We start from the raw sequence: 24,385 nt of genomic DNA on the forward strand, positions 1-24,385 counted from the left end.
GATTTTGCCTCTTGACAATGTCCTGCTCATATTAAAAGGAACGTCCCTATCTGTCGCCCACGACCCGCTTGGCCATCCAAGCATGGGGCTGGCCCTCGTCTTCGTAGTCCAGCGGGGCAATCTGCGTGTAACCCGCCTTGGCATAGAGCGGCAGCACGTATTCCTGCGCGTGCAGCTTAATGAGCTTGGCGCCGGCATCACGCGCGGCGGTATCACTGGCCTCGACAATCTTGCTCGCCAAACCACGACGACGCATAGCCGGCAGCACGGCGACGCGCCCCATAATGTAGGTCTCCCCCGCTGCGACGCCTTCGTCCAAGTCGCACGCCGGCGACACCGGAGCCTCTGCGTCAGCCGCGCGCTCAAGCTCTTCGGGAAACACGCGCGAGCAACCGGCAAGCTCGCCGTCTACATAGAGCGTCACATGAATGCAGTTCGGGTCCTCGTCGATAGCGTCGAACTCATTCTCGTAGCCCTGCTCGTCCATAAAAACGACGCGGCGCACCAACGCCGCGTCATCAAAGCATCCCGTCTTAAGTTGGATATCCATGGCTGCCCTTTCATTCAATGAGAACGTTAGGGACAGATTTTAGCGAAAATGAGCTCCGCGCACGCTAAACTTCGCGCGAGCCTTCGCCAGGCAGTCGTAATGACCCACGTTATGGGCATCGCTCGCGATGAAGCTGTACAGGTTCTGATCGAACAGGCGCTGGGCCGGCTTTTTTTCGCGACCAAAGCGACCACCGGCAATAAAGTCCGCCGAAGCCTGCAGCTTGCAGCCCATATCGACCAGGCGTTCCGCCACGCTTACATCCTTTTGAACCGCACGATAGCGCTCAGGATGAGCGATGATCACCTGGTAGCCACGGCACTGCAAATCGTAAATCGTGTTCTCGTATTCTCTAAACGCATACGCATCGGCATGCGTCGAAAGCTCGAGCAGAAACTCGTTGGTCCCATCGAAATGCAAGTGCTCCGCGGCATCGATACCAAGTTCAACGAGCTTTCGATGGTTGACCTCGAAGCCCATCTGGAGCGGAAAACCGTCAGCGTTATCGCGCAGCAGCTCAAAGGCATCCCACATCTTGTCGTAATCAAAATAGGGATCACGGCAGTGAGGAGTGCAAACGATTCTGGTTACACCGGCCCGCTTGGCAGCCTCGAGCATCGCCAAGCTCTCATCGAGATCGGCGGCGCCGTCGTCTACACCCGGCAAGATATGGCAATGAATGTCACGCATAGGTCGGCCCTAATCAACTAAACGTTTGCTCGGTTGGTGAAGATGCCCTTTTTGGAAGTGCCCTGACCGTCGGAGCCCTTCTTAACCTTCTTACCGTCCTTGGTGTAGTAAGAATAGTAGTACTCGCTGGTCTCGGTCTCACAGTAATTCATGACGGTACCGATGAGCTTGACCTTCTCGGACTTCTTAAGCTGGGCGATAGCGTTGAGCGCCTCTTCGCGCTTGGTAAAGTCCTCACGCACCACGAACAGCGCGCCGTCGGTCAGGCTGGCAATCTCGGCAGCATCGATGAAGGTGCCGACCGGAGGAGCATCGAAGATGACGTACTGGAACTTAGCAGACAGTGCCTTGACCAGCTTGGCAAAGCGATGGGAGACGATGATGTCGGCAGGATTGGGAATATGCGGCTCGGCATCGAGGAAGTAGAAATTCTTCTGACCTGTCTCGACAATCGCCTGGTCGATAGAAACCTGCTCGGACAGGACTGCATAGAGTCCGCCGCGGGAGCGGACGCCGAGCATATCGGCAAGGGACCTGCGACGCATATCAGCCTCGACCAGCAGGACACTCTTGCCGCTCGTGGCGATTGCCTGAGCAAGATTAATGGAAACCGTAGACTTGCCCTCGTTGGGAATCGAGGAGGTAACGGTGATGGTGCGAATGGGGTCGTCCACGCTCGCAAAGCGGATGTTGGCCAGAAGGGTCTTGGCGGCATTCTGCACAACGAGCTTATCGGTGTTCTTTGCCTTAGCCATGCCTATTTACCACCTTTCATAGCCGGAATTCGGCCAACAACAGGAATACCCAGGAGCTCTTCTGCCTCTTCGGCACCGCGGATGCGGGTATTGAGCATGTCTGCCAAAACGACATAGGCAACTGCGATAAAGATACCGGCGAGGAACGCGACGGCAATATACAGCGTGCGCTTGGGGCCGCTGGGGGCTTCGGGGGTCTTAGCCTCGTCGATAACGTTGATGCTCTGGGCAGCGCCGACGTTCTGAGCGACCGTACTCACCGAGCTGGCAATGGCCTTTGCGACCTCAGCCGTCTCCTTGGCATCGGTGCCGGTAACCGAAAGCGTAATGACACGCGTGGTGGTCTCGGAGGAAACAGACACCTTGTAGTCATCCAGATCGGTGAGGCCCAGTTCTTTGGCGGCGCCGCTCTTAACGCTATCGCTATCCAGCAGCGTGGCGATATCGTTGGAAAGCATCTGGCTCGCCGAGAGATCGTTGTAGCTCATCTGACCGCTATCGTCGGTCTTGGCGAGAATGTACATGCTCGTCGTCGCGGTATAGGTGTTGTCCATCGCAACGAAGGACACGATGCCCATGGCGATCGCGCAGACCACCGGAAGGGTGATGACCAGCTTGAGGTGCTTCTTCAGCAGCTGGAACAGTTCGAGAAGGGTCATGCAGCTTGCCTTTCATTTCCCCAGTTCGGATTGACAAAACTGTCCGTATGTTATCGCATCTTTTTACCGAGACCAAACTCTATACATAAGAAACAGGCTCTCCTGTAAAAATGTCGGAAGCAATCGTAAAATTGCACAACAACGCCGCACCCGAAAGTCAAATGCGGCGTCTACATCAATATCTATGTTGTATCGCTATGCGAATGGCTCCTCCTGCTGTATGGGAAACGTCACCGTAATGGTGGTTCCCACGCCCAACTCGCTCGACAGATCGAGCGTGGCGTGATGATACAGGGCCGCATGCTTGACAATGGCAAGCCCCAGGCCGGTTCCGCCGCGTGCCTTGGACCTACTCTTGTCCACGCGATAGAACCGCTCAAATACCTTGCCCTGTTCTTCAGGCGCGATACCGATTCCCGTGTCGGCGACAGCGAGGAACGGATGGCCTTCGTCGTTGGTGCCGCACTGCAACGTAACCGTACCGCCGGGTCGATTGTAGCGGATGGCGTTGCTTGCCAGATTATAGATGAGCTCGTCGATCAAGCGCGACACGCCTTCGATGACCACAGGCTTGGTCTCATGACTTATCGTCACATTCGCTTGACGGGCGACCTGTTCAAGACGCTGCTCAACCGCGTAGATCGCACGCGAGAGCTCAATAGGCTCCGTGGAACCAATGGGCACTGCCTCGCCTTCAGTCGCACGTTCGGCCTCGTCCAAGTTAGACAGCGTAAGGATGTCGTTGACAAGCGCTGCCAAGCGGCCCGCCTCACGATAGATGCGACCGCCAAAGTTGCGCAGGTCGTCCTCGCCCTCGACCATGCCATTTGCGATGAGCTCGGCATAGCCCGAAATCGCCGTAAGCGGCGTCTTGAGCTCATGGGTGATATTCGCCGTGAACTCGCGGCGCATACGGTCGTTGTCCGCTAGCACCGCCATTTGGCGCTTGAGTTCCTGGCGCTGCGACTCGATGCGCTCAAGCATGGGAACCATCTCGGCATAGGCGTGCTCATAGCTACGGCGTGGGTGATCCAAATCCACCTCTTGTAACGGCGCGATGATGGCACGGGACTCACGGCGCGCCATAAAAAACGAGAGTACTGCACCCGCTGCTGCGATAAGCAGCATCGGCGCCAGCATCGACAGCAAAATCGCCGCAACGCCAGGCTGGGCCTGCGCCAAGCGAACGACCTGGCCGTTATCAAGGGTGACGGCGCGATACAGCATAATCTCGTCGAGTGTAGAGCTTGCGCGCTCCGCGGAACCCAAACCACTCTCAAAGGCCTCGATGACCTCGGGGCGATCGCCATGGTTGGGCAGTGTGGAAGGCGACGCCTCGTTGTCGTAGGCAACAGATCCGTCCTTATTGATCAGCGTGATACGAAGATCCTCGCGATCGAGGCTTCGCAAGAACGGAATGGGCTCCTGCTGCTCGTCGAGGGCGGCAGCAATGAGCTCAGTTTCCTGCGCCAGATTGGCACTCGTGGCATCCGCCAAAGTGTTTTGCACAAAGAACGCACCCAGCACCGTAAACGCCACGATAACCGCCATGGCGCAGACAAAGATCGTCACAAAAACGCGGTGCGACAGCGTATGTTTTCCCTGGGGGGCGAAGACCACGGGTTACTCCTCCGATGCGGTGGCCGCGGTGTCGTCGCCTTCGGCACCATCACCGGCAGAAGGCTCGGCCAGGCGATAACCCACGCCGCGCACGGTCTCGATGGCGCTGGCATGCTCGCCCAGTTTTTGGCGAAGCGTCTGCACGTGCACGTCAACGGTGCGCGAACCGCCGTCGAAGTCCCAGCCCCACACGCTCTGCAGCAACGACTCGCGGGTAAAGACCACGCCGGGCTTGCGCATGAGGTACTCGAGCAGGTCGAACTCGCGCAGGGTGAGCTTAAGCGGCTCGCCGGCAACGGTCACCTCGCGATGGCTGGGCGAGAGCACGATGTCGCCCACGCTGAGCACATCGCTCGCCTGCTTGACCATGCCGCCGCGACGCAGCAGTGCGCGGCAGCGGCTCGCAAGCTCCATGAGCGAAAACGGCTTAGTCAGGTAATCGTCGGCACCGCCATCGAGCGCCATCACCTTGTCGAGTTCGGTGTCCTTGGCGGTAAGCATCATGATGGGCACCGTCGCCGTCAGGCGATCGGCACGCAGGCGACGCATAATCGCCAAGCCATCGGTGTCGGGCAGCATGATATCGAGCAGCACAGCATCGGGCACCCGTCGTGCCACGGCAGCTTTAAACTCGCCATCACACGAAAAGCCCTCGGCCTCGATTCCCTGCTTGCGCAGCGCGTAGACTGTCAAATCCCTGATGTTGTCATCGTCCTCGACGTAATAGATCATGTTGAACCCCTTTGCGGCCGATATGACCGCATCTTAACCCTAAAGGCACCTGTAAAAGACAGCGTCAGCCAAAACGCCCCGTCAAATAATCCGCGGTGCGCGGATCGGACGGATTCTTGAAGAGTTGCGCGGTGGGCGCGTGCTCCACCAGCTCACCCAGCAAAAAGAACGCAACCGAATCGGAAATACGCGCGGCCTGCTGCATGTTGTGCGTCACGACCACCAGCGTGCAGGTCTCCTTGAGCTCGCAGGCCAGCTGCTCCACCACCAACGTCGACACAGGGTCGAGTGCCGAGGTCGGCTCGTCCATCAGCAGAATGTCGGGCTGCACGGCAAGTGCGCGGGCGATGCACAGGCGCTGCTGCTGTCCACCCGAAAGACCCAGGCCTGACTCTTTGAGCTTGTCCTTGACCTCGTCCCACAGGGCAGCGCGACGCAGGGAGTCCTCGACCAGCTCATCGAGCACGGCGCGGTCGCGCACACCCATACCGCGAGGACCGTAGGCGACGTTGTCGTAGATGCTCATGGGAAATGGGTTGGGGCGTTGGAACACCATGCCCACGCGCTGGCGCAAACGGCAGATGTCGCAATCGCCCAGGATATCTTGACCATCGAGCGCAATCTTGCCCTCGATGCGGCAATCCTTGATGCCGTCGTTCATGCGGTTAAAGCAGCGCAGCAACGTGGACTTTCCGCAGCCCGAAGGCCCGATGAACGAGGTGATCTGCTTGTCGCGGATCTTGATATTCACGTCCTTGAGCGCATGGTGGTCGCCATAGAACAGGTCGATGCCCTCGACGTCGATGCGCGTCGGCGAGGCGGCAAGACCCTCTGCCGTGGGGCGAGTCGCATCCCCAACCTCGCGCTCATGCGCGGCCTCGGCCTGCGCTTCCATGAGTTCTTCAAGCTCCGTGGGCTCCACAGCCGCAGCAGCCGTCATACCGCACACCTCCATATCGATATCAATTCAGCAGTATCGATAGTAGGAATCGCGGCTCATACGCACGTGAGCACATTGTCAAGTGTTTGTAAGGGCACGCTAGCTATGCGGCGGGCAGCTCGATGGTGAATATCGTGTGTTCGGGCGTCGATTCACATGCAACGGTACCGCCGTGTGCCGCGATGATCTCCTTGGCAATAGCAAGGCCCAAACCGGCACCACCGCGATTGGTCGCACGCGCCGCATCCAGGCGATAGAACTTCTCAAAGATTACCTTGAGCTTAGCCGCAGGGATAGGATCGCCCTGATTGATAAAGCGCACGCGCACGCCACCATCGTCTTGGCGCCTGGCCTCAATCGTGATGGTCGAGCCCTCGTAGCTATAGGCGACGGCGTTTTTCATGATGTTGTTGAACACGCGGGCCATCTTGTCGCCATCCACGAGCACCGTCAGGTCCTCGCGAATATCAACTTGGGCTTCCTTATGCTGCTCGTTGAGGATGGGATAGAACTCGTCAGCCACCTGAGCCAGCAGCAACCCCAGATCAACATAGCCGCGCGTGAGCACGATATCGTGGAAGTCAAAGCGCGTGATATCGAAGAACTCCTCGATGAGCGCATCGAGCCGGTGCGCCTTGTCGAGTGCCACGCCCGTAAAGCGCGCACGTTGCTCAACCGGCAGCTCAGGAGCCTCTTGCAGCAGCGAAAGATAGCCCACCACACTGGCAAGCGGGGTGCGTAGGTCATGTGCCAAGTACGTGACCAAATCGTCCTTGCGATGCGACTCGTCACGCAGAGCTTGCTGCACCTTGCGCTCACGGTCACGCACGCGGTTAAGGGCGCCCTCGACCTCCAAGAAGTCGCCGTCGATGTTATCCCAGGTGTCGGGGTGATCGATCAGGCGATCTTGAATACGAGCGGCCAGCACACAATCGGCATGCTGCTCGCCCTGCTCGTAGCCATGGTAGTACAGGGCGCGGCCGCAAAAGAACAGCACGCACACGGCAAGCGCCAGCACAAAGCCAAGCATGTTGAATACAAAGCCGGCATCGAACAGCACTGGCCCTTCGATGCCGCCGAGCGCCATGGCGCCAATCGCCAACGTCATGGCCCACGCGGCACCGCCAATCACCACGCAACGGCGTACGATTTCAAATCGATCGATCAGCAAAAAGCCGACAAGCAGCACCGCTAAGACTCCGGCGATGTTGTCGATGCCAATCAGCAGCAGGCTCAGCAAAAAGAGCAGCACCGTCGCAAGCGCGCGGTTGTCGACGACTGCCCGTACGTATTCAAAGAGTCGATCGGGCACCTCGAATGCCTGCCTATCGTCTTTTGTCATATCCACTTCCCCACCATCAAAGGCGCTATTCGATTATGTAGCCGACGCCCCAGACGTTTTTGATAAAGCGCGGCTTTTGAGCGTCGTCGCCAATCTTTTCGCGCAGGTGGCGAATGTGCACCATCACCGTATTGTTGGAGCCGGGCATAAAATCCTCGTTCCACACCGCGCGGAACAGATCCTCCACGGCTACCACGCTGCCGCGATGCTCAACCAGATACAGCAAGATGGAATACTCGATGGGCGTGAGGCGCACCGGTGCACCGTCCACCGTTACGGAACGAGCATCGCGGTTGATCTCCAGGCCGTCGAGCTGGATGGTCGGCGACTCGGCCGCCTGCGAGCGGCTACCGTAGCTGGTGTAGCGGCGAAGCTGAGCGTGCACGCGCGCGATGAGCTCCAGCGGACGGAACGGCTTAACCACGTAATCGTCCGCGCCAAGCGAAAGGCCCTCGATCTTGTCTTGCTGGGCATCGCGCGCCGTCAGCATGATCACAGGATAGGTATGGCCGGAACGGATCGTACGCAGTAGCTCAAAGCCATCGATATCGGGCAGCATGACATCCAACAGTGCCAGATCGAACTCCTGCTCCAGGATTGCCTTGGCAGCATCGGCCCCGCTATAGGCAATCTGGACATCAAAGCCCTCTTTTGTAAGGTAGATACCAACCAAGTCGGCGATGGCCTTCTCGTCATCAACTACCAAAATGCGCTCGTTCATGCGTGCTCCTCTCGCGCTCCATTATGCCCGAGGGGACGCATGCCACACACAACAAGCGTTGGTGATTAAGTCGGCCTTAAGCACCCTTGTGCCCGTTCGGGCGCGGATGTGGGCCACGCACGCACGCGATGATCGCCGACGCCGGCAAACGATATACTCTAGTTCCAGAAGAGACCATCCCGTCGAAAGCGAAATCCGTGAAGTCCCTCACCTCTTTTGCAAAGCGCTCAGCCCAGCTTGCCGCCGGCTTTGTCTGCGCTATCGCCCTTGCCGCTGGCGTGCCCACCGTCGCCGGCGCCCAAGTACTCACGACCGACAATGTTTGCGGCAAAACCGCCGATGCGCGCGGCATCACGGCCGAAAACCTGCCCGATATCGATGCGACCAATGCCCTCGTCATGGGCAAAGACGGCACCGTCTACTATGCCCGCGGCGCCGATGAGCAGGTCAAGATTGCCTCGATCACCAAGGTCATGACCGCAATCCTAACCGTCGAGAATTGCAAGATGGACGAGAAGGTCACGGTGAGCAACGCCGCAGCCACCGTGGGCAATTCAACAGCCGGCCTACTCGAAGGCGACGAGCTCACCGTGAAGCAGGCACTGCGCGGCCTGATGATTCCCTCGGGCAACGACGCCGCCATCGTGCTCGCCGAATATGTGGGCAAGAAGATCGACCCTAAGACCAAAGACGCCGAGGCAACATTTGTGAAAGCCATGAACGAGCGCGCTAAGAAGCTCGGTTGCACCGGCACGCTTTTTGAAAACCCGCATGGTCTGGACTTTGATGAGTGGGCTGGCGATATGCACTCAACCGCACACGACGTAGCGCTGATGATGCAGGAGGCCATGAAAAACGACACGATCCGCGAGGTCGTAGCGAGCGAAGATTCCTGGATCGAGGTCACGGGCGCCGACGGCACCGACCATTCGCATTCCATGGACACGCATAACTATTTGCTAGGCCAAGATGGCAACATCGGTGGCAAGACCGGCACCACCGATGATGCAGGCTATTGCTTTACGGGTGCCTACAACCGCGATGGCGACGAGATCTACACCGTCGTTTTGAACTCCACCACCACCGACCAGCGCTTTACCGATACCGCAACCCTTGCCAATTGGTACTACGGTCACAAGGTGACGGTCGCAATCGCCAACACGCAGGAAAAGACCGCCAACGGCAACCCGCTTATGGCGCGCATTGGCCAAACCGACTGGACGGATAAGACGATCGACGCCACGCTCGCCGATCCTACGGCGCAAGCGACCGTGTTTTCCCTTGCCGGCGAGGTGACCGAAAAGGTTAGCTACGACGATCTTTCGGGCACGGTGCATGTGGGCGACAAGGTGGGCAGCGTTACGCTCAAGCAGGATGGCACCAAGATCGCCGTCATGGACCTGGTTGCCGACGAGGAAGGCGCAGGGCCGAATCCCATTGAGTGGCTACTCGTGAAGCTCGATCGCTTGGGCCGCCGCATCGACAACCGCCCGCTCACGGCAGAAAGCGAGACCGTCGCCAAGGCGCCCGAGGTGTAGTGCGCAAGAATAATAAGCCCACTGAAGGGAGGCGTCCGAAAGGATGCCTCTTTTTTTGAGGTTCGAATCCCCAGCCGCCATTCTTGATAATAAAAAGGGCCCCAAATGGGACCCTTCTTCAAATTCGTACTGGCGGAGAGCTGGGGATTCGAACCCCAGATGCCCTTTTGGGGCATACTCGCTTAGCAGGCGAGCACCTTCGGCCTCTCGGTCAGCTCTCCGTAACAGCCGTTCTATAGTAACCAAACAGTCGAAGTTGGGCAAGAGGTAATTTTCTAATTGCCCGGCGGCCTTTCCTCCTTGCAGTTTTCGCCCCTACCCCAGCGAGCGGTTGAGGGAGCCGAGCTCGTCGTTGCCCATGGTACGCCACATTTGGAAGATGCAACCGCGCGCCAGGAAAAAGAAGCCGTTATCGACCAGCTGCACGGCGGCATCCGCAAGCTGGTTGGCCACCGCGGGCACGGGCGGCAATTCGAGTCCAGCCCTGCGGATGGTCTCGACCGCTTCCTCGAACGTCGGAGGCTCGCTGACACCCATCTCGTTCATAAGGCCCTGCATTTCTTCCAGCGCGCTGCTGCCCGACTCCTCGCCGCGCGGCACCAGACGGTAACAAACCAGCGCCAGGTCGAGCTGATCGCAATTCCAATAGGCAAACGCCAAGCGATAGAACAGGTAGCCGATTGCAGAACGATCGCTGGCAATACGTAGGCCGTGGCGCGCCACCTCGATAATCTCGTCAAAGCGCTCCAGACGCGCAAGCACGTTGATGAGCGCAAAGTGCGACTGCATGGACGAGCGCGCCAGATCGTAAAGATGGCGCACCTCGGGCAGTGCTCGTTCAAAGTCCTCTTGCTCGGCGTAAAAGCTGCAGATCTCGTGCTGGGCAAAGTACAGCGCATCGGGCGCACGAAGGATTCGTACAGAGCGGTCTTCTTCCAACACCGGTAGCACCATGCGCACCAGCTGGTTATCGCAAAACTGCGTTTGAACCGGACCTGTCGCCAAAAGCTCGGCGACGGCGCACTTAGCCTCCAACTCCTCAACAAGACGGGAAAAGCCTTCAAAAGCACCTGTACGGTCGACTTTTGCCTGCTCGCGCAATTCAACAACACGGGCAACGTATGGGTCGTCGTCCTCTTCCATGACCTCCAGCTCGTCAGCCGCATCGGCAAGCAGCAGATCGCGCAGCGCCGGCGGCAGCATGCGATGGTCATCACGCGGACGAGCATGAACCTCCGCAGGTTCAATCGTCTCCGGAGCGGTTGACTCATATGCCTCAAGCACACGCTTGCACGGCATATCGTCCATGTCCATGCTCTCAAGATCCTTGGCGACAGGCACGCAATCGGCCAGATAGGCCGCGCGCCCAAAGAAATACGTTGCGACAACGCACTCGCCCTGCTCACTGTCGGGAGCAGCAATCTGCACATAGCAGCGCGTGATGCAGGTGCCCGCGGCAAAACACGCTGCCGCAAGCGTGAGCGCCACGCGCGCATCGTGCTCCGCGGCCCAGATCGTGCGCGTGTCCTCGTCCAGCTCGTGCCAGGCGTCATCTTGAGCGTCGTATTCACGTTGCGGCATGGCATCAACGACAGACTGCCCAAACCGAACGAGCATAATCCCCTCGGCAACGTTTGCCCGATAGGTATAGTCGAGCCGCGTGACCACGTTAAGCGCCTCGACAATACGCGCGAAGCGGGTACGCACATCCCACTCACCGCCCGGCTGGCAAGCCACCGTTCCCGGTTTGGACCACGGGTTGTCGCTCGAGGTTGTATCGAGCAGTCGGGGAACATCGTTGGTCGTCTTGGCGATATGCCACGCATCAAAGAGCGCGCAACCCTCAAGGCTCGGCGAGGATGCCGCAGGGACCAATCCGGCCCCGATGTGCTCAAGGATGCCGGAGAGACGGTTAAGACGGCACTCGATGGCAAGCAGCATGTCAATCTCGTCCTGGTCCAGCAGGCTGCGATCAAAATTGAGATAGAAAAGCTTTGAGCGATCGATGCGAGCCAGGCTCATCTCGGACTTAGCGGCGATGGTGCGCAAGCGGGGCAAGTCAATTTCACTCATAAGGGCGGCGGCATAGCGCTCGATACCGCTCGGATTCTCGGCATGGTCAACGCGGTAGAGCAGCGTCTCGATAGCGTCAGGGAGCGGTGCCGTGTTAAAGCCCAAAAACACCTCGACCGGCTCGGGCAACTTTACGAGCTTGATCTTGTCGACAACGTTTTGCATACCCTCGTCGAGTCCGTCGGCGTCCGCCGTGCTCGCAATGGTATTTTCGGAGTCAGCGAATATCACGTAGCGCAGGAACATCGATGCCATGAACTCACCGTAAGGAAGGGAGCGGGTCGAATTCCATGTCTCGTGATCGGACTGTTCGCGCATGGGGCCTTCGGGAGAGCCGACGGTTCGCGCGCACGCGCGCATCGTGCCGTTTGCTCCCCTCACCATAATCTCACCAATACCGGAGTCCGACTCGTCAAGGACCAGTTCCATGTCGGGATCGTTGGGCAGCGGAGCCTCGCTAACGGGGCGGTCCACCTTGTACACCTCACCCGAAACGCTTACGTAGCCCAAAAGCGACACATGGCTTTTGCCAACGAATTCGACGACATAACAAGATTCATGCTGATCCTCGCCAAAGAGTTTCCAGACCACGCCATATGAGCGTCCCGCAGGCTGCTCGGACATCGCCGGAAAGCGCTTTTTGGGATCGAGAAACCTGAGCTTGTATGTCGGACGCTCTGCCACGGAATATCACCCTGATCGGTCGCTTGAAGAAGGAGTGGTCGCGAATAAGTCGCGACATCTACTCGGAATCTTACACGAGTCGACAGGAAATCGTCCCTTTGGACGAAAGCACTCAAGCTGGCGCAAAAGAAAAGCCCCCGTTGCCGGGAGCTTTAATCTCAAATGGTGCGGCGTATAGGATTCCGCGCATCCGCTGCGCGGATCCGCACCGGCTTCGCCCGCCTAGCGGCGGACTCGCCCGCGGGCTAAAAACGCTCCGCGTTTTCTTTACGCCCGCGCCTCGACCGAGGTTCGAATCCATGCGGTGCTTACGTAAAAGAAAAGCCCCCGTTGCCGGGAGCTTTAATCTCAAATGGTGCGGCGTATAGGATTCGAACCTATGACGTTCTGATTCGTAGTCAGACCCTCTATCCAGCTGAGGTAACGCCGCGACTTGTTGATTATTATGCACAGGGACTGAATAATGGTCAAGCATTTTTTCAAAAAAAGTTATCGAATTTGATTTTTACTCATTTTATGCAGTCGATCGACTCGATACTTTCAAACACGGCGAAAGCAACTCCTCAAGTATGTCGACATATAAGAAAAGCCTCCGTTACCGGAGGCTTTAAAGTTCAGTTGGTGCGGCGTATAGGATTCGAACCTATGACGTTCTGATTCGTAGTCAGACCCTCTATCCAGCTGAGGTAACGCCGCAACGCACGGATTATTATGCACGTGACCCCTCGATGGGTCAAGCGACAATTTGGAAAAATTTTACGAAGTGATGATTAAGACGCTCGCGCCTCGACCGAGGTTCGAATCCATGCATGGTTTCCAAAAAAGAAAAGCCCCCGTTGCACGGAGGCTTCAAGTTCGATTGGTGCGGCGTATAGGATTCCGCGCATCCGCTTCGCGGATCCGCACCGGCTTCGCCCGCCTGCCGGCGCGCTCGCCCGCGGGCTAAAAACGCTCCGCGTTTTCTTGACGCCCGCGCCTCGAACGAGGTTCGAATCCATGCGGTGCTGCCATAAAAGAAAAGCCCCCGTTGCCGGAGGCTTTCAATTTCAATTGGTGCGGCGTATAGGATTCGAACCTATGACGTTCTGATTCGTAGTCAGACCCTCTATCCAGCTGAGGTAACGCCGCAGCGCAAGACATATAAAACCACTTTAGCTTATTGGAGTCAAGCACAATTTCAAACTTTTTTGTGGAACGCAGTCTTGTCATGCTGCTCCGCATATACCGTCGTTCCCCGTACGATCGATTGGCTTTTCGATCACGTCAAACTTAGCATCAAGTTCCCTCAGGAGCGATCTCACCCGCTGGGCACAATCATAATCGGCAAACGAGATACTCAACATGCGAGCAACCTGGTTAGATGTCCGGACCCCATAGAAATGCTCCAGGGCCACAAGCCCCTCGTGCGCCACAAACGTCTCAACCACATGAGGCGACTCCTCAAAGCACCATTGGGTCAACGGACCCCCGCTCGTCTGTCGAACCACCAGGCCACCCATGCCAGACGGCTCACACGTTACAAGCAGGTACTCCCCGCCCTCGTCGCTCTCAAACAAAACCACCCGATCATCAAACAGCTCCATCGCGTCCCCTTTCTCTCGCTCTTATTTAGCAAAAGCATAGCAGGTAGATTGCTGTATACAGAACAGTTGTTCGTGTGTTTTCTATTGAGCTGTCCGCACGGCATGGTATGGACCTGCGCACGAAATAGGGCGCCCCCGAAGGAGCGCCCTTGCATATCGCCTATGCAGCCAAGTTACGCGACCGGCTCGATCTTCTCGAGGCCGCCCATGTAGGGACGCAGGACCTCGGGGATCGTGATGGTGCCGTCGGCGTTCTGGTAGTTCTCCAGAATGGCAGCCATGGTACGGCCAGCCGGCAGGCCGGAACCGTTGAGGGTGTGCAGATAGCGCGAACCCTTGAAGTTCTCGGGGTCGCGATACTTGATGTTGGCGCGGCGAGCCTGGAAGTCACCGCAGTTGGAGCAGGAGCTGATCTCCTTGTAGGCGTTGTAGCTCGGCAGCCAGACCTCGATGTCGTAGGTCTGACGGGCAGAGAAGCCCAAGTCGCCGGTGCACAGGCTAATCACGCGATACGGAAGGCCCAGCTGCTGCAGCAGGTACTCGGCCTCGGCGGTCATGCTCTCGAGCTCCTCGTCGGACTCCTCCGGCTTAGCGAACTTGACCATCTCGACCTTATCGAACTCGTGCTGGCGAATGATGCCGCGGGTATCGCGACCAGCGGAGCCGGCCTCCTCGCGGAAGCAGGGGGTGAAGGCGGTGTAGCGGCGCGGCAGGGTATCGGCGTCGAGGACCTCACCGGCGTGCAGGTTGGTGAGCACGACCTCGGCGGTGGGGATCAGGAAGTTGTCGCCCGAGACGTGATAGGCGTCGTCCTCGAACTTGGGCAGCTGGCCCGTGCCGAACATGGTCTGACGCTTGACGACGATGGGCGGCCACCACTCCTTAAAACCACGGCTGGTGTGCGTATCGAGGAAGAAGTTGATGAGGGCGCGCTCAAGACGGGCGCCGGCGCCACCGAGAACGGTGAAGCGGCTGCCGGAGAGCTTGTTGCCGCGCTCGAAGTCAAGGATGTCGAGGTCGGTGCCCAGATCCCAGTGCGGCTTAAAGTCGAAGTCGAACTCGCGCGGGGTGCCCCAACGACGGCGCTCGATGTTCTCGTCCTCGTCCTTGCCGTACGGCGTGGCCTCGCAAGGAATGTTGGGCAGGTGAGCCATGAAGTCGTACTGCTCCTGCTCGAGGGCGGTGCGGCGCTCGGCCAGACCGTCAATCTTCTCGTTGACGGCGCGCACGGCCTCTTTGGCGGCCTCGGCCTCGGCCTTCTTGCCCTCCTTCATCAGGGCGCCGATCTTCTTGGACTCGGCATTGCGCGTGGCTTGAAGTTCCTCGACCTCGGTGATGACGGCACGACGCTCGTCGTCGAGCTCAAAGAACTTCTCGCGATCCCAAGACGTCTGGCGGTTAGCCATGGCGACATCGATGGCATCGGGGTTCTCGCGAACAAACTTGATATCAAGCATTAGATCCTCCGGCGATATACATTCCATTTAGGTTGCAACCTTGTACATGTATGGGCAAGTATATACTTATGAGCGTTTACGACCCAACTCAACTACGCAAGAAGGCACCCAATGGACGCAGTTTTTTCCTTTTTGTTTGGCACCCGCACCGGTTTTGCCATCCTTTTCGCCGGCGGCATCCTGCTGTTTGCGATTATTGCCTTTGTAATGGAGAAGCGCACCCATAAGATGTATGTCGACCGCGGCCCCAAGTCCGAGGACGAAGAAGACAGCTTCTGGGACTAACCTGCCAAAAAGGGACAGGTTTATTTTGGTCGGTTTTATCTGGGCAAACGCAAGTGCCCCGCAACTGGAATTGAGCCAGTTGCGGGGCACTTTTCGCTAAAAGGACAAAACCGCAGGAAAAACCTGCCAACATAAAACCTGTCCCTTTTTTGGTCGGTTTTACTGGAGGGTTGCGTCGATTGCCTTGACCAGGGCGCTGCGCATGCCGGCGTCCTCGAGCGCAACGACGCCCTTGATGGTGGCACCACCGGGCGAGCATACGGCATCCTTCATCGCCGCAGGATGCTGGCCAGTTGCAAGCTGCAGCTTTGCCGTACCCAGCACCATCTGGCTCACAATGCGATAAGCATCCGCACGCGGGATACCGTGCTTGACCGCCGCATCGCCCAGGGCCTCGATTGCCATGGCGACAAACGCCGGAGCGCAACCACCCACCGTGCCGCCCACAAACAGCAGGCTTGTGTCGAGCTCGACGACAGCGCCAAGCTTACCGAGCAGGTCGAGCACCACAGCACGCTGCTCGTCGTTAAGCGTCGAAGCCTTCTCGCAGGCGATGACGCCCTCGCCCACCGAAACCGGCGTGTTGGGCACCGTCGAGATATGCGCGACGCCCGGCAGGACCTGCTCCCACTTGGCACTGTCCCAGGTCCAGGCAACCGACAGAACGACCTTTTTGGCAAGAGCATCCTTGAGCGGGGCGAATACCTTCTCGATCATGTACGGTTTGACCGCAGCGACCACGATATCGGATGCGGCGACAACCTCGGCGGCATCGTGGCAGGCGACCATGCCGCGCGCCTCGCAGCGCTCAACCAGTGCGTCGTAGCGACCCGCGCAGGCGCACATGTCGCTCGCAGCTACACCGGCAGCGATCCAGCCATCGGCCATAGCGCTCGCCATATTGCCAAAACCGACAAATCCAATCTTCATATCGCATAGTCCTTTCAGACACATTCCTCAAAACGAAAGGTATTGTCCCACGCCATTGTTTCGTATTGCCGACCTATTTGTGATACGGCTCGCCACGACTGATCTTGCAGGCACGGTAAATCTGCTCCAGCAGCACCACACGCGCCAGGTTATGCGGCAAGGTAATGCGTCCAAAGCTGAGCATCTCGTCGGCTCGTGCGCGCACGTCATCGCTCACGCCATCCGAACCGCCGATTACAAAGGCAATGTCGCTGCTGCCTCGCAGCATAAGATCGTCGAGCCTCGCCGAAAACTCCTCGCTCGAGCGCTCCTTGCCCTCGATAGCCAGCAGGATCACATGCGCTCGAGATGGCAAGGCGGCAAGAATCGCCGCCCCCTCCTTGTCGCGCGCGGCATCCACGCCGCCCGCCTTAGCCGGGTCGATATCGGCCACCTCGCGGATATCCACCTTGGCATAGGCACCTAGGCGCTTGGTGTACTCAGCGCACGCGTCCTTCCAAAAGCGCTCCTTGAGCTTACCGACGCAAACGACGGTGTATTTCACGCGCGTCTACTCCTTCGAATCGTTTTGAACTTTGCCGGCGGCCAGCATCTGCTCGAACATCGAGGCCGACTGCGAAAAGTCGCTCGGCAGCACGACCGTCGAGGTTTTACCCGTGCGAGCGAACTCCGTCATCATCTCGGACCACTGCGTAAACATGAACAGTTGGTTGGCCTCGTCATTGCCGACACCCGTCTCCTGGATGATCTCGAGCGAATCTTTGATACCCAGCGCGATGGCCTTGCGCTGGTTGGCGATGCCCTCGCCCGCCTTTTCCATAGCCTCGGCCTCGGCGGTCGCCTCGGTGACGCGCTTGATGCGGTCGGCCTCGGCGAGCTCCTGTGCCGCAGCGCGCTTGCGCTGGGCGGCGTTGATGTCGTTCATGGAGTTCTCGACCTCGGTCGGCAGTGCGATTTTAGTGATGAGCGTCGACACGAGGGTGAAGCCGTAGGCGGCCATCTGCTCGGAAACGGTAGCGTTGACATCCTTGGCGATGTCATCCTTCTTGGCAAAGACCTCATCGAGTGTGTAGACAGGAATCGAAGAGCGCAGGGCGTCGGTGATGAAGTCACGCATCTGGTCGACGGGCTCCTGCAGCATGTAGTAGCTCTTGTAGATGCCCGAATCTGCCGGGCCGGCGCCCATGTCGTAGCTCACGTGGTACTGAGCGGAGACCTCAAGGCCAATGGTCACGTTGTCCTGGGTCTTAACGTCGATGCCAAAACCGTTTTTCATGGTGCGCAGGCTCACCGTGGCGGCCTTGCGGTCGATCACGGGCACCTTCACGTGGAAGCCCGCGTTGACGATACGATTGAACTTACCCAAGCGCTCGATGATCACAGCGTGCTGCTGCTCAACGACGTAGCAGGCGTTGGGAAGCAACAGCAGCAGGATGATGATGGGAATCAAAAGGCTCGTAAGGGCAGCGATGATACCGGAAAACAGCATGGTCTCTCCTCTGATAGGCACACGTTGCCATTAGGATACCCGTCCAAGGAGATCGTGCATAACAAAAAAGCCCCCATTGCTGGGAGCTCTTTCAATCAATGGTGCGGGCGAAAGGACGTCCGCGTATCCGCTTCGCGGATCCGCACCGGCTTCGACCGCCTGCCGGCGGACTCGTCAACTCGCTAAAAACGCTCCGCGTTTTCTTTACGCTCGCTCCTTCGCAGGTTCAAGTCCCCGCGATGGGCCCATAACAAAAAAGCCCCCATTGCTGGGAGCTCTTTCATTTAATGGTGCGGGCGAAAGGACTTGAACCTTCATGGGGTTGCCCCCATACGGACCTGAACCGTACGCGTCTGCCAATTCCGCCACGCCCGCGTGCAGGAATTAGAATAACGGAGCGCCACCGCGAACGCAAGAACTATTTTTGAAAAAGTTTGCAGGCATTTTCCCAAGCGGCATGCGCGATTGTTTCGGCGTCCTCACCAGTGCGATCGACACGGTCGTTAACCAGCGCGTTTGCCGTAATGGAGATCATTGCGGGCTCGCATTCAAGACCGCGGATGGGCTCCGGAGCCATATACGGGCAATCCGTCTCGAACAAAATTCGATCGAGTGGGGTTGCCGCAAATGCCTCGCGCACGTCGTCGTTGTGCTTAAAGGTGGCCGCACCACCATAGGCGATATAGCAGCCCAGCTCCACAAAGCGCTCCATCGTGGCGCGGTCCTCGCCAAAACAGTGCAGCACACAACCGGCCTGGGGCACGCCCACCTCACGAAGCACGTTGTAGGCGTCCACGTGCGAGGTACGCTCCTGGTCCATGTCTTCGTGACGCAGATGCAGCTCCACCGGCACGTTACGGCACACGGCAAGCTCGAGCTGGCGTGCCATGCAGTCAATCTGCACGCTGTGGGGCGCCGGCGCGATGTCGTCGTCGTAATCCATGTGGTAGTCCAGACCGATCTCGCCAATACCGGCGCACAAAGGGTCATCAAGCGCAGCAACAACCTGCGCGTGAATGTCGTCGGTATAGTCCGGCGCGCCATACGGATGCACGCCGGCAAGATACTTGATCTGCGGGATATCCTGCATCGGCAGAATTTCGCGCACGAGCCAGTCGCTATAGTCCGTCACGCCGCGCTTGTCGGCGATGGGGTCGAAGACCGTCACCAACAGGTCGATGCCTGCCGCCTTGGCACGCACGAGTGTCTCGGGCACATCCTTGCCCCAGAACGAAAGCAGATGCGCATGCGTGTCGGCAAGCGGTGCCAAGGGTACGGGACAAGCAACCGTCTTCTTTTTCTTGGTAAACGTCACGCGTTCGGCATTAAGCGTCATGGGAAAGCTCCCGAGCCAGGCACACAAAGTCGGCGACGCCGAGCGTCTCGGCGCGCGTGGTGGATGCGATACCGCAAGCCTCAAAGGCGGCATCGAGCACGTCCTTGGCAAAGCCGTTGGCGCTCATGGAATTGCGGATGGTCTTGCGACGCTGAGCAAATGCAGCGTCAATCACGCGGGCCACAAATTCGCGATCGAGTCCTTCGGGCACCACACCGTCAACACGGTCGATGCGCACGACGGCCGAGTCCACGTGTGGCGCCGGCATAAAGCAACGCGGCGGCACCTCAAAGCGACCCGTTACCTGCGCATACAGGCCAAGCTTTGCCGTATAGCCGCCATAGGTCTTGTTGCCCGGCACTGCGGCAATGCGATCGGCAACCTCCTTTTGCACCATGACGACGGCGCGCTTGAGCGCCGGCATCGTCTGGAAAAATTGCAAAATGATCGTCGCCGCCACGTTATAGGGCAAGTTCGCGACAAATACCGTCGGCTCACCGCCCGCGGCCTGCTCAATCTGCTCCGGGCCCACCTTAAGCGCGTCGCCCATGATAAAGCGGAAGTTGGCATAGTCGGCGGCGTGGGCGTCGAGCACCGGTTCGAGCTCAGGATCGGCCTCAATGGACGTAACGCACGCCGCCTCCTGCAGAAGCGCAAGCGTGAGCGTACCAACGCCCGGGCCAACCTCGAGCACGCGCTCATCGCCCGTGAGCTCGGAAAGCTCGCAGATGCGCTCAATCACATGGTTGTCGATCAGGAAGTTCTGGCCCAGGCGATGCTTGGTCGCAAGGCCAAACTCCTCCAGCAGCTCCCTGGTGGCCGTGGGGTTTGCCAAAGGCGAAGTTGTCATAGTTGCCTCCTTAGCAAGATGGCGGCGTCTTGAAACAAAAGGGCATGGACCGTGGCGGCCATGCCCTTACAGCTAAACAGCAAATTGCCGATATGGCGCTCGCGCGGTCTCTACGCCAGACGCGGGAACAGCGGATCGCCCTTCTCGACGGGCTGACCGCCGGCAAGCAGGCCCCAAGTGCAAATGCCCTTGAGGTCGTCGCTCGCGGCCTCGTCCTCACAGGACAGGCGGCGCAGAGCCTCAACAGAAGTCTGGGGCATGAGCGGCATCAGCAGGTGGGCGGCAATGCGGATGGCCTCGAGCAGGTTGTAGATCACAAATGCCAGCTCGTCAGCCTTGGCCTCGTCCTTGGCAAGCGCCCAGGGCTCGGAGTCCTCGATGTAGTGGTTGGCGGCATGGATGAGCTCCATGACCTCATCCTTGGCCCCGCCGTAATCGAGCACGTCCATATTGGCCATGTAGCGCTCGACCAAACCGTCGGCAATCTTTGCCAGCGGGTTATCGAACGCGTCGGCAGACGCCGGTTTAGCCGGGGCGCAGCCGTCAAAGTACTTTGCGCTCATGTTGAGCGAGCGCGAAATGAGGTTGCCCCAGCTGTTGGCCAGATCGGCGTTGTAGACCTGCTCCATGCGATCGAAGCTGATGGCGCCGTCGGTGCCGGGGACCACGTCGGTCATGAAGTAGTAGCGATAGCCCTCGACGCCCAGCATGTCGATAACGTCCTGCGGAGCGATGGCGTTACCGCGGCTCTTGGACATCTTCTCGGCCTTGCCTGTCTCGGCATTGCGCACGGTCAGGAAGCCGTGGGCAAAGACGTGCTCGGGCAGGGCCTCGCCGATGGCCATGAGCATGGCGGGCCAAATGACGCAGTGGAAGCGGATGATGTCCTTACCCACGATGTGGAACTGCGCGGGCCAGCGATAGGCCAGCTCGGCACGCGCCTCGTCGGTGTCGACACCGTAGCCGACGGCCGTCATATAGTTGAGCAGCGCATCGAACCACACGTAGGTCACGTGACCCTCGTCAAACGGGACCTGAATGCCCCAGTCAAAGCTCGTGCGGCTCACGGAAAGGTCGTTAAGGCCGCCCTCGACAAAGCTACGTACCTCGTTCATGCGGAACGCAGGCTCGACAAAGTCGGGGTGCTCGTCATAGAGCTTGAGAAGCTTGTCCTGGAAGGCGGAAAGCTTAAAGAAGTAGGACTCCTCCTGCACGCGCTCAAGCGGACGGTGGCAGTCGGGGCATAGATGCTGGCCGACGCTGCCGTACTCCTCGTCGCCCTTCTGGACCTGCGTATCGGTGAAGTAGGTCTCGTCAGGCACGCAATACCAACCGTCGTAGCTGCCCTTATACAGGTAACCGGACTCCTTCATGCGCTCCCACAGATACTGCACGGCATGATGCTGGCGCGGCTCGGTGGTGCGGATGAAGTCGTCGTTGGAAATCTCGAGCTTGCTCCAAAGCTCCTTGAAGTGCGGGGCCTGGCTATCGGTCCACTCCTGCGGCGTCATGCCATGCTTGGCTGCGGCCTCGGCGACCTTCTCGCCGTGCTCGTCCATGCCGGTCAGGAACTTGACGTTATAGCCGGCGGAACGGCGATAGCGAGCCTGAACGTCGGCGATGATGGTGGAATAAGCCGTGCCCAGGTGCGGATCGGCGTTGACGTAGTAGATGGGCGTCGTGATAAAGAACGAAGGCTTGCTTTGATCCATGGGGTTTGTCCTCCAGAAAAACGTTGCATACAGAGGATGATTCTAGCGCAAGGGCTGGATATCCTCCATCTATTGCATATCGAGCACCATGGCATAGACATCGCGCTTGCGGCGCGAATACTTCTGAGACAGGCGCTTGGCCACCGCAGACGCGGGCTCCCCCTCCTCGAGCGCGGCGCGGATATCCTCGCGCAGGGCCTCGTCGGGATCCGCTGCCGCAGCGCCGACCGGCACGATACCGGCCTCCTCATCCTCGCTCGGCGGCGCGATGACCAGCGCGATCTCGCCCTTTACCTCGCCGCGAGCACGCAGCTCCTCGGCAAGCTGGGCAGCGGGCCCGCGCAAGACCTCCTCGTGCAGCTTGGTGAGTTCGCGGCAGACGGCAACCTCACGCTGGGGAAAGACCTCCGTCACGGCCTCGAGCGTCGCCACGATGCGATGTGGAGACTCGTAGAAGATGAGTGCGCCGGGCACCACGGCAAGGCGCTGCAAACGGCGCACGCGGTCGCCGTGCTTTCGGCCCAAAAAGCCCTCGAAGAAAAAATGCTCGCAGGGAATACCGGACGAAACGAGCGCCGTGACGCAAGCAGAAGGCCCGGGAATAACTTCGACGGGCACATCGGCCTCACGCGCCGCCTCGACCAGCGCCTGGCCGGGATCGGACACGCTCGGCATGCCGGCGTCCGAGGCAAAGGCGAGGGTCTCCCCCGCCAGCAGACGGTCGACCAGGCCGGCAGCGCGGCTAGCGATCACATTCTCGTCGCAACGGACAAGCGGCTTGGAAATGCCCAGGTGCATCAGCAGCTTTGACGTCACACGCGTGTCTTCGCAGCAGATGACATCGGCAGCGGCAAAGGCCTCGCCAACGCGCGGGGACAGGTCACCCAGGTTGCCGATGGGCGTGCCGACCACATAGAGTTTGCCCGTATGGGCGCTGTTTTGCGTCATATCAACCTATTCAATCATGCCGCGCTCGAGCGTACCGAGCGCCGCGCGGGCGTCCCATGCTGCAATGCGCTTCTCGGTCTTCCACGTTTGGAAGAACCAACCGGCAGCCGGCGCAAACGAAGCCAGCTGGTTGGCGATAAACACGCGCTCGTAGGCGTTGCGGCCCTCGGGCGTAACCGACGAGTTGGCAAAGATCGCCGCGCCCGACCATTCGCCCACCAGCACGGGGAACCCAGTCGAAATCGCTTCTTTAAGCTCGCGCTTGTTACGCGAAATCGCCGTCGTCAGCCCGCGAGGGCTCGTGATGTCGAGCGCATACTCGTCGCGGTAATGGTACAGGTGAAGGTCCATGTAGACGTTCTTGTACTTGGCGCCGCGCATAAAATGCTTCCACTCGCTGGGATGCCCCGACGACGAGAAGACGACGATTTTATCCTCGGGCATATACGAACGGACGAGCTCGTAGGCATCGCGATAGAAATTGCGCAGGTAGTGAGCAGGAATGCCATCCGTCATGGTGAAGAGGCTCTTGCGAACGCTCATCTGCGGCGTGTCCAGCAGCTCAATGCCCAGCAGGCTCTCGGCCTCGCCATAGCGATCGGCCAAGCGCTCGAGTACGTCGAGTGCGACATGACGGCCGTTGGTGGACGAATGCCACTCGGCGACAGCCTCCGGCGTGGTGGGCGAATCGTTGGAATCGCCCTGGCCACCGGGCACGGTTGCCAGATCGAGCAGCACGCGGATATCGTACTTGGCAGCCCACTCAATCGCGCGGTCGATGTAATCGACAACCGATATGTAGGAGGCATCGGACTCCTGTGAGCCAAAGGCATACCAGGGCACCGGCAGACGCACGGCATTGAGACCGATCTGCGCCATGCGGCGAAAATCGTCCTCGCTCACAAACGTCTCGTAATGACGACGCATGCGCTCGTTGTAAGCGGCGGTACCCATGGCCTCCTGCAGCTCGGCTGCGTTGGATGCGCCGGTCGCCGCGTACAGCGACGGGGTCACCCAAGGCTCGGGAATAAACCAGCCAGAGAGATTAACGCCGAGTATCCTCTCCATCACTGCCCCCTTCGGATCATGCAGGTCGAACCCGCATCGTATTGCATAGGATAAGTATCGTTTTGAGTATACCCGCGTGTGCGGACAGGCGACCGAACGGTCTGCAAAGTGACGCGAAAGTGGGAGGAATGTCTGGGAGCAGACGGACTCGGAATGGTGCGACGAGGTGTGTACGCGCGCCGGAGGCAGGCACCGGAAAGTGTGTCCCGTTCTATCGCTCAATAATGGGGCGCATTTTCCGTTAGCAGGCCCAACCGGAAAATGCATCCCGTTCTGAGCGCAGGATCTGGGACGCAGTTTCCGCAGAACCCTACATAAAAGAAAAGGACCCCTTTACAGAGGTCCTAGTCAATTCAAGGTGGCGGGGAAGGGAATCGGGCTTATAGGACAAAATGTGTGTCCCGATAGAACATCCGTTTCCAT

22 protein-coding genes and 5 tRNA genes are annotated in these 24,385 nt (G+C 59.0%); 2 read left to right on the forward strand and 25 right to left on the reverse strand.

What is annotated here, in order from left to right:
- Nucleotides 1-46 precede the first annotated feature (46 nt).
- The 9 genes from DW180_RS09535 to DW180_RS09575 all read right to left on the reverse strand — a co-directional run bounded on the left by DW180_RS09535 (nt 47) and on the right by DW180_RS09575 (nt 8,009).
- A complete protein-coding gene (locus DW180_RS09535; RefSeq protein ID WP_118238483.1) occupies nt 47-550 on the reverse strand; it encodes a GNAT family N-acetyltransferase in 504 nt (167 codons plus the stop codon).
- Between the two features lie 39 nt (nt 551-589).
- Nucleotides 590-1,240, reverse strand: coding sequence for a tyrosine-protein phosphatase (locus DW180_RS09540; protein ID WP_022094060.1), 651 nt, complete (start codon nt 1,238-1,240; stop codon nt 590-592).
- 17 nt (nt 1,241-1,257) lie between these two features.
- Nucleotides 1,258-1,995 (reverse strand): CpsD/CapB family tyrosine-protein kinase, encoded by a 738-nt coding sequence (locus tag DW180_RS09545; RefSeq protein ID WP_118238484.1) that lies wholly within the window; start codon nt 1,993-1,995, stop codon nt 1,258-1,260.
- 2 nt (nt 1,996-1,997) lie between these two features.
- Complete coding sequence (locus tag DW180_RS09550; protein ID WP_055250503.1) at nt 1,998-2,654, reverse strand: YveK family protein; 657 nt, start codon at nt 2,652-2,654, stop codon at nt 1,998-2,000.
- Between the two features lie 195 nt (nt 2,655-2,849).
- Nucleotides 2,850-4,274, reverse strand: coding sequence for a cell wall metabolism sensor histidine kinase WalK (locus DW180_RS09555; protein WP_118238485.1), 1,425 nt, complete (start codon nt 4,272-4,274; stop codon nt 2,850-2,852).
- 3 nt (nt 4,275-4,277) lie between these two features.
- The gene (locus DW180_RS09560; RefSeq protein ID WP_089572665.1) at nt 4,278-5,006 is read right to left on the reverse strand and encodes a response regulator transcription factor; all 729 of its coding nucleotides are present in this window, start codon (nt 5,004-5,006) and stop codon (nt 4,278-4,280) included.
- A gap of 64 nt (nt 5,007-5,070) precedes the next feature.
- Entirely contained in the window at nt 5,071-5,946 is an 876-nt protein-coding gene (gene pstB / locus DW180_RS09565; RefSeq protein WP_199569972.1) for a phosphate ABC transporter ATP-binding protein PstB, read from the reverse strand.
- Nucleotides 5,947-6,049: 103 nt separating this feature from the next.
- On the reverse strand, nt 6,050-7,288 hold the full coding sequence (locus tag DW180_RS09570; RefSeq protein ID WP_117776642.1) for a sensor histidine kinase KdpD: 1,239 nt from the start codon (nt 7,286-7,288) through the stop codon (nt 6,050-6,052).
- A gap of 25 nt (nt 7,289-7,313) precedes the next feature.
- Nucleotides 7,314-8,009, reverse strand: coding sequence for a response regulator transcription factor (locus DW180_RS09575; protein WP_118238486.1), 696 nt, complete (start codon nt 8,007-8,009; stop codon nt 7,314-7,316).
- 197 nt (nt 8,010-8,206) lie between these two features.
- Between DW180_RS09575 and DW180_RS09580 the strand changes: the two genes are divergently transcribed.
- Entirely contained in the window at nt 8,207-9,547 is a 1,341-nt protein-coding gene (locus tag DW180_RS09580) for a D-alanyl-D-alanine carboxypeptidase family protein (protein WP_158567008.1), read from the forward strand.
- Nucleotides 9,548-9,677: 130 nt separating this feature from the next.
- On the opposite strand, the gene DW180_RS09585 is transcribed toward DW180_RS09580, so the two are convergent.
- From DW180_RS09585 to serS, 7 genes are all read right to left on the reverse strand, one after another.
- A tRNA-Ser gene (locus DW180_RS09585) sits at nt 9,678-9,768 on the reverse strand.
- A 94-nt stretch (nt 9,769-9,862) separates the two neighbouring features.
- The gene (locus tag DW180_RS09590) at nt 9,863-12,304 is read right to left on the reverse strand and encodes a lipopolysaccharide assembly protein LapB (RefSeq protein ID WP_118238487.1); all 2,442 of its coding nucleotides are present in this window, start codon (nt 12,302-12,304) and stop codon (nt 9,863-9,865) included.
- A gap of 353 nt (nt 12,305-12,657) precedes the next feature.
- Nucleotides 12,658-12,734, reverse strand: a tRNA-Arg gene (locus DW180_RS09595).
- A 189-nt stretch (nt 12,735-12,923) separates the two neighbouring features.
- A tRNA-Arg gene (locus DW180_RS09600) sits at nt 12,924-13,000 on the reverse strand.
- 355 nt (nt 13,001-13,355) lie between these two features.
- A tRNA-Arg gene (locus tag DW180_RS09605) sits at nt 13,356-13,432 on the reverse strand.
- A 77-nt stretch (nt 13,433-13,509) separates the two neighbouring features.
- A complete protein-coding gene (locus tag DW180_RS09610; RefSeq protein ID WP_117628981.1) occupies nt 13,510-13,887 on the reverse strand; it encodes a hypothetical protein in 378 nt (125 codons plus the stop codon).
- 173 nt (nt 13,888-14,060) lie between these two features.
- A complete protein-coding gene (gene serS / locus DW180_RS09615) occupies nt 14,061-15,344 on the reverse strand; it encodes a serine--tRNA ligase (protein ID WP_118238488.1) in 1,284 nt (427 codons plus the stop codon).
- A gap of 111 nt (nt 15,345-15,455) precedes the next feature.
- Between serS and DW180_RS10390 the strand changes: the two genes are divergently transcribed.
- Nucleotides 15,456-15,629 (forward strand): DUF6724 family protein, encoded by a 174-nt coding sequence (locus tag DW180_RS10390; RefSeq protein ID WP_168170424.1) that lies wholly within the window; start codon nt 15,456-15,458, stop codon nt 15,627-15,629.
- Between the two features lie 159 nt (nt 15,630-15,788).
- Here DW180_RS10390 and proC read toward each other — a convergent pair whose 3' ends face one another.
- The 9 genes from proC to DW180_RS09660 form a co-directional block, all read right to left on the reverse strand.
- Nucleotides 15,789-16,559, reverse strand: coding sequence for a pyrroline-5-carboxylate reductase (proC, locus tag DW180_RS09620; RefSeq protein WP_089572672.1), 771 nt, complete (start codon nt 16,557-16,559; stop codon nt 15,789-15,791).
- 73 nt (nt 16,560-16,632) lie between these two features.
- The gene (gene rlmH, locus DW180_RS09625; protein WP_117563694.1) at nt 16,633-17,103 is read right to left on the reverse strand and encodes a 23S rRNA (pseudouridine(1915)-N(3))-methyltransferase RlmH; all 471 of its coding nucleotides are present in this window, start codon (nt 17,101-17,103) and stop codon (nt 16,633-16,635) included.
- A 6-nt stretch (nt 17,104-17,109) separates the two neighbouring features.
- On the reverse strand, nt 17,110-18,048 hold the full coding sequence (locus tag DW180_RS09630) for an SPFH domain-containing protein (protein WP_055250521.1): 939 nt from the start codon (nt 18,046-18,048) through the stop codon (nt 17,110-17,112).
- 288 nt (nt 18,049-18,336) lie between these two features.
- Nucleotides 18,337-18,423, reverse strand: a tRNA-Leu gene (locus tag DW180_RS09635).
- Between the two features lie 43 nt (nt 18,424-18,466).
- Nucleotides 18,467-19,384: a TatD family hydrolase gene (locus tag DW180_RS09640; RefSeq protein ID WP_118238489.1), complete on the reverse strand. Its 918-nt coding sequence runs from the start codon at nt 19,382-19,384 to the stop codon at nt 18,467-18,469.
- Entirely contained in the window at nt 19,374-20,234 is an 861-nt protein-coding gene (rsmA, locus tag DW180_RS09645; protein ID WP_117816970.1) for a 16S rRNA (adenine(1518)-N(6)/adenine(1519)-N(6))-dimethyltransferase RsmA, read from the reverse strand. Before rsmA ends, DW180_RS09640 begins: the two co-directional genes overlap by 11 nt.
- A gap of 110 nt (nt 20,235-20,344) precedes the next feature.
- Nucleotides 20,345-21,946, reverse strand: a complete 1,602-nt coding sequence (metG, locus tag DW180_RS09650; protein ID WP_117816971.1) for a methionine--tRNA ligase — start codon at nt 21,944-21,946, stop codon at nt 20,345-20,347.
- 69 nt (nt 21,947-22,015) lie between these two features.
- A complete protein-coding gene (rsmI, locus tag DW180_RS09655; protein ID WP_118238490.1) occupies nt 22,016-22,894 on the reverse strand; it encodes a 16S rRNA (cytidine(1402)-2'-O)-methyltransferase in 879 nt (292 codons plus the stop codon).
- A gap of 6 nt (nt 22,895-22,900) precedes the next feature.
- Nucleotides 22,901-23,962 (reverse strand): glycoside hydrolase family 5 protein, encoded by a 1,062-nt coding sequence (locus DW180_RS09660; RefSeq protein WP_055309641.1) that lies wholly within the window; start codon nt 23,960-23,962, stop codon nt 22,901-22,903.
- Nucleotides 23,963-24,385: the final 423 nt, after the last annotated feature.

This window comes from Collinsella sp. AM16-21 (assembly GCF_003471905.1).
GTDB lineage: Bacteria > Actinomycetota > Coriobacteriia > Coriobacteriales > Coriobacteriaceae > Collinsella.

Coding starts and splice junctions, on each gene's coding strand:
- metG (WP_117816971.1), bottom strand. CDS start 21,946: ATGGATCAAAGCAAGCCTTCGTTCTTTATCACGACGCCCATCTACTAC.
- pstB (WP_199569972.1), bottom strand. CDS start 5,946: ATGACGGCTGCTGCGGCTGTGGAGCCCACGGAGCTTGAAGAACTCATG.
- DW180_RS09630 (WP_055250521.1), bottom strand. CDS start 18,048: ATGCTGTTTTCCGGTATCATCGCTGCCCTTACGAGCCTTTTGATTCCC.
- serS (WP_118238488.1), bottom strand. CDS start 15,344: ATGCTTGATATCAAGTTTGTTCGCGAGAACCCCGATGCCATCGATGTC.
- DW180_RS09570 (WP_117776642.1), bottom strand. CDS start 7,288: ATGACAAAAGACGATAGGCAGGCATTCGAGGTGCCCGATCGACTCTTT.
- DW180_RS09610 (WP_117628981.1), bottom strand. CDS start 13,887: ATGGAGCTGTTTGATGATCGGGTGGTTTTGTTTGAGAGCGACGAGGGC.
- rsmA (WP_117816970.1), bottom strand. CDS start 20,234: ATGACAACTTCGCCTTTGGCAAACCCCACGGCCACCAGGGAGCTGCTG.
- DW180_RS09575 (WP_118238486.1), bottom strand. CDS start 8,009: ATGAACGAGCGCATTTTGGTAGTTGATGACGAGAAGGCCATCGCCGAC.
- DW180_RS10390 (WP_168170424.1), top strand. CDS start 15,456: ATGGACGCAGTTTTTTCCTTTTTGTTTGGCACCCGCACCGGTTTTGCC.
- rsmI (WP_118238490.1), bottom strand. CDS start 22,894: ATGACGCAAAACAGCGCCCATACGGGCAAACTCTATGTGGTCGGCACG.
- proC (WP_089572672.1), bottom strand. CDS start 16,559: ATGAAGATTGGATTTGTCGGTTTTGGCAATATGGCGAGCGCTATGGCC.
- DW180_RS09550 (WP_055250503.1), bottom strand. CDS start 2,654: ATGACCCTTCTCGAACTGTTCCAGCTGCTGAAGAAGCACCTCAAGCTG.
- DW180_RS09640 (WP_118238489.1), bottom strand. CDS start 19,384: ATGACGCTTAATGCCGAACGCGTGACGTTTACCAAGAAAAAGAAGACG.
- DW180_RS09545 (WP_118238484.1), bottom strand. CDS start 1,995: ATGGCTAAGGCAAAGAACACCGATAAGCTCGTTGTGCAGAATGCCGCC.
- DW180_RS09660 (WP_055309641.1), bottom strand. CDS start 23,962: ATGGAGAGGATACTCGGCGTTAATCTCTCTGGCTGGTTTATTCCCGAG.
- DW180_RS09535 (WP_118238483.1), bottom strand. CDS start 550: ATGGATATCCAACTTAAGACGGGATGCTTTGATGACGCGGCGTTGGTG.
- DW180_RS09540 (WP_022094060.1), bottom strand. CDS start 1,240: ATGCGTGACATTCATTGCCATATCTTGCCGGGTGTAGACGACGGCGCC.
- DW180_RS09560 (WP_089572665.1), bottom strand. CDS start 5,006: ATGATCTATTACGTCGAGGACGATGACAACATCAGGGATTTGACAGTC.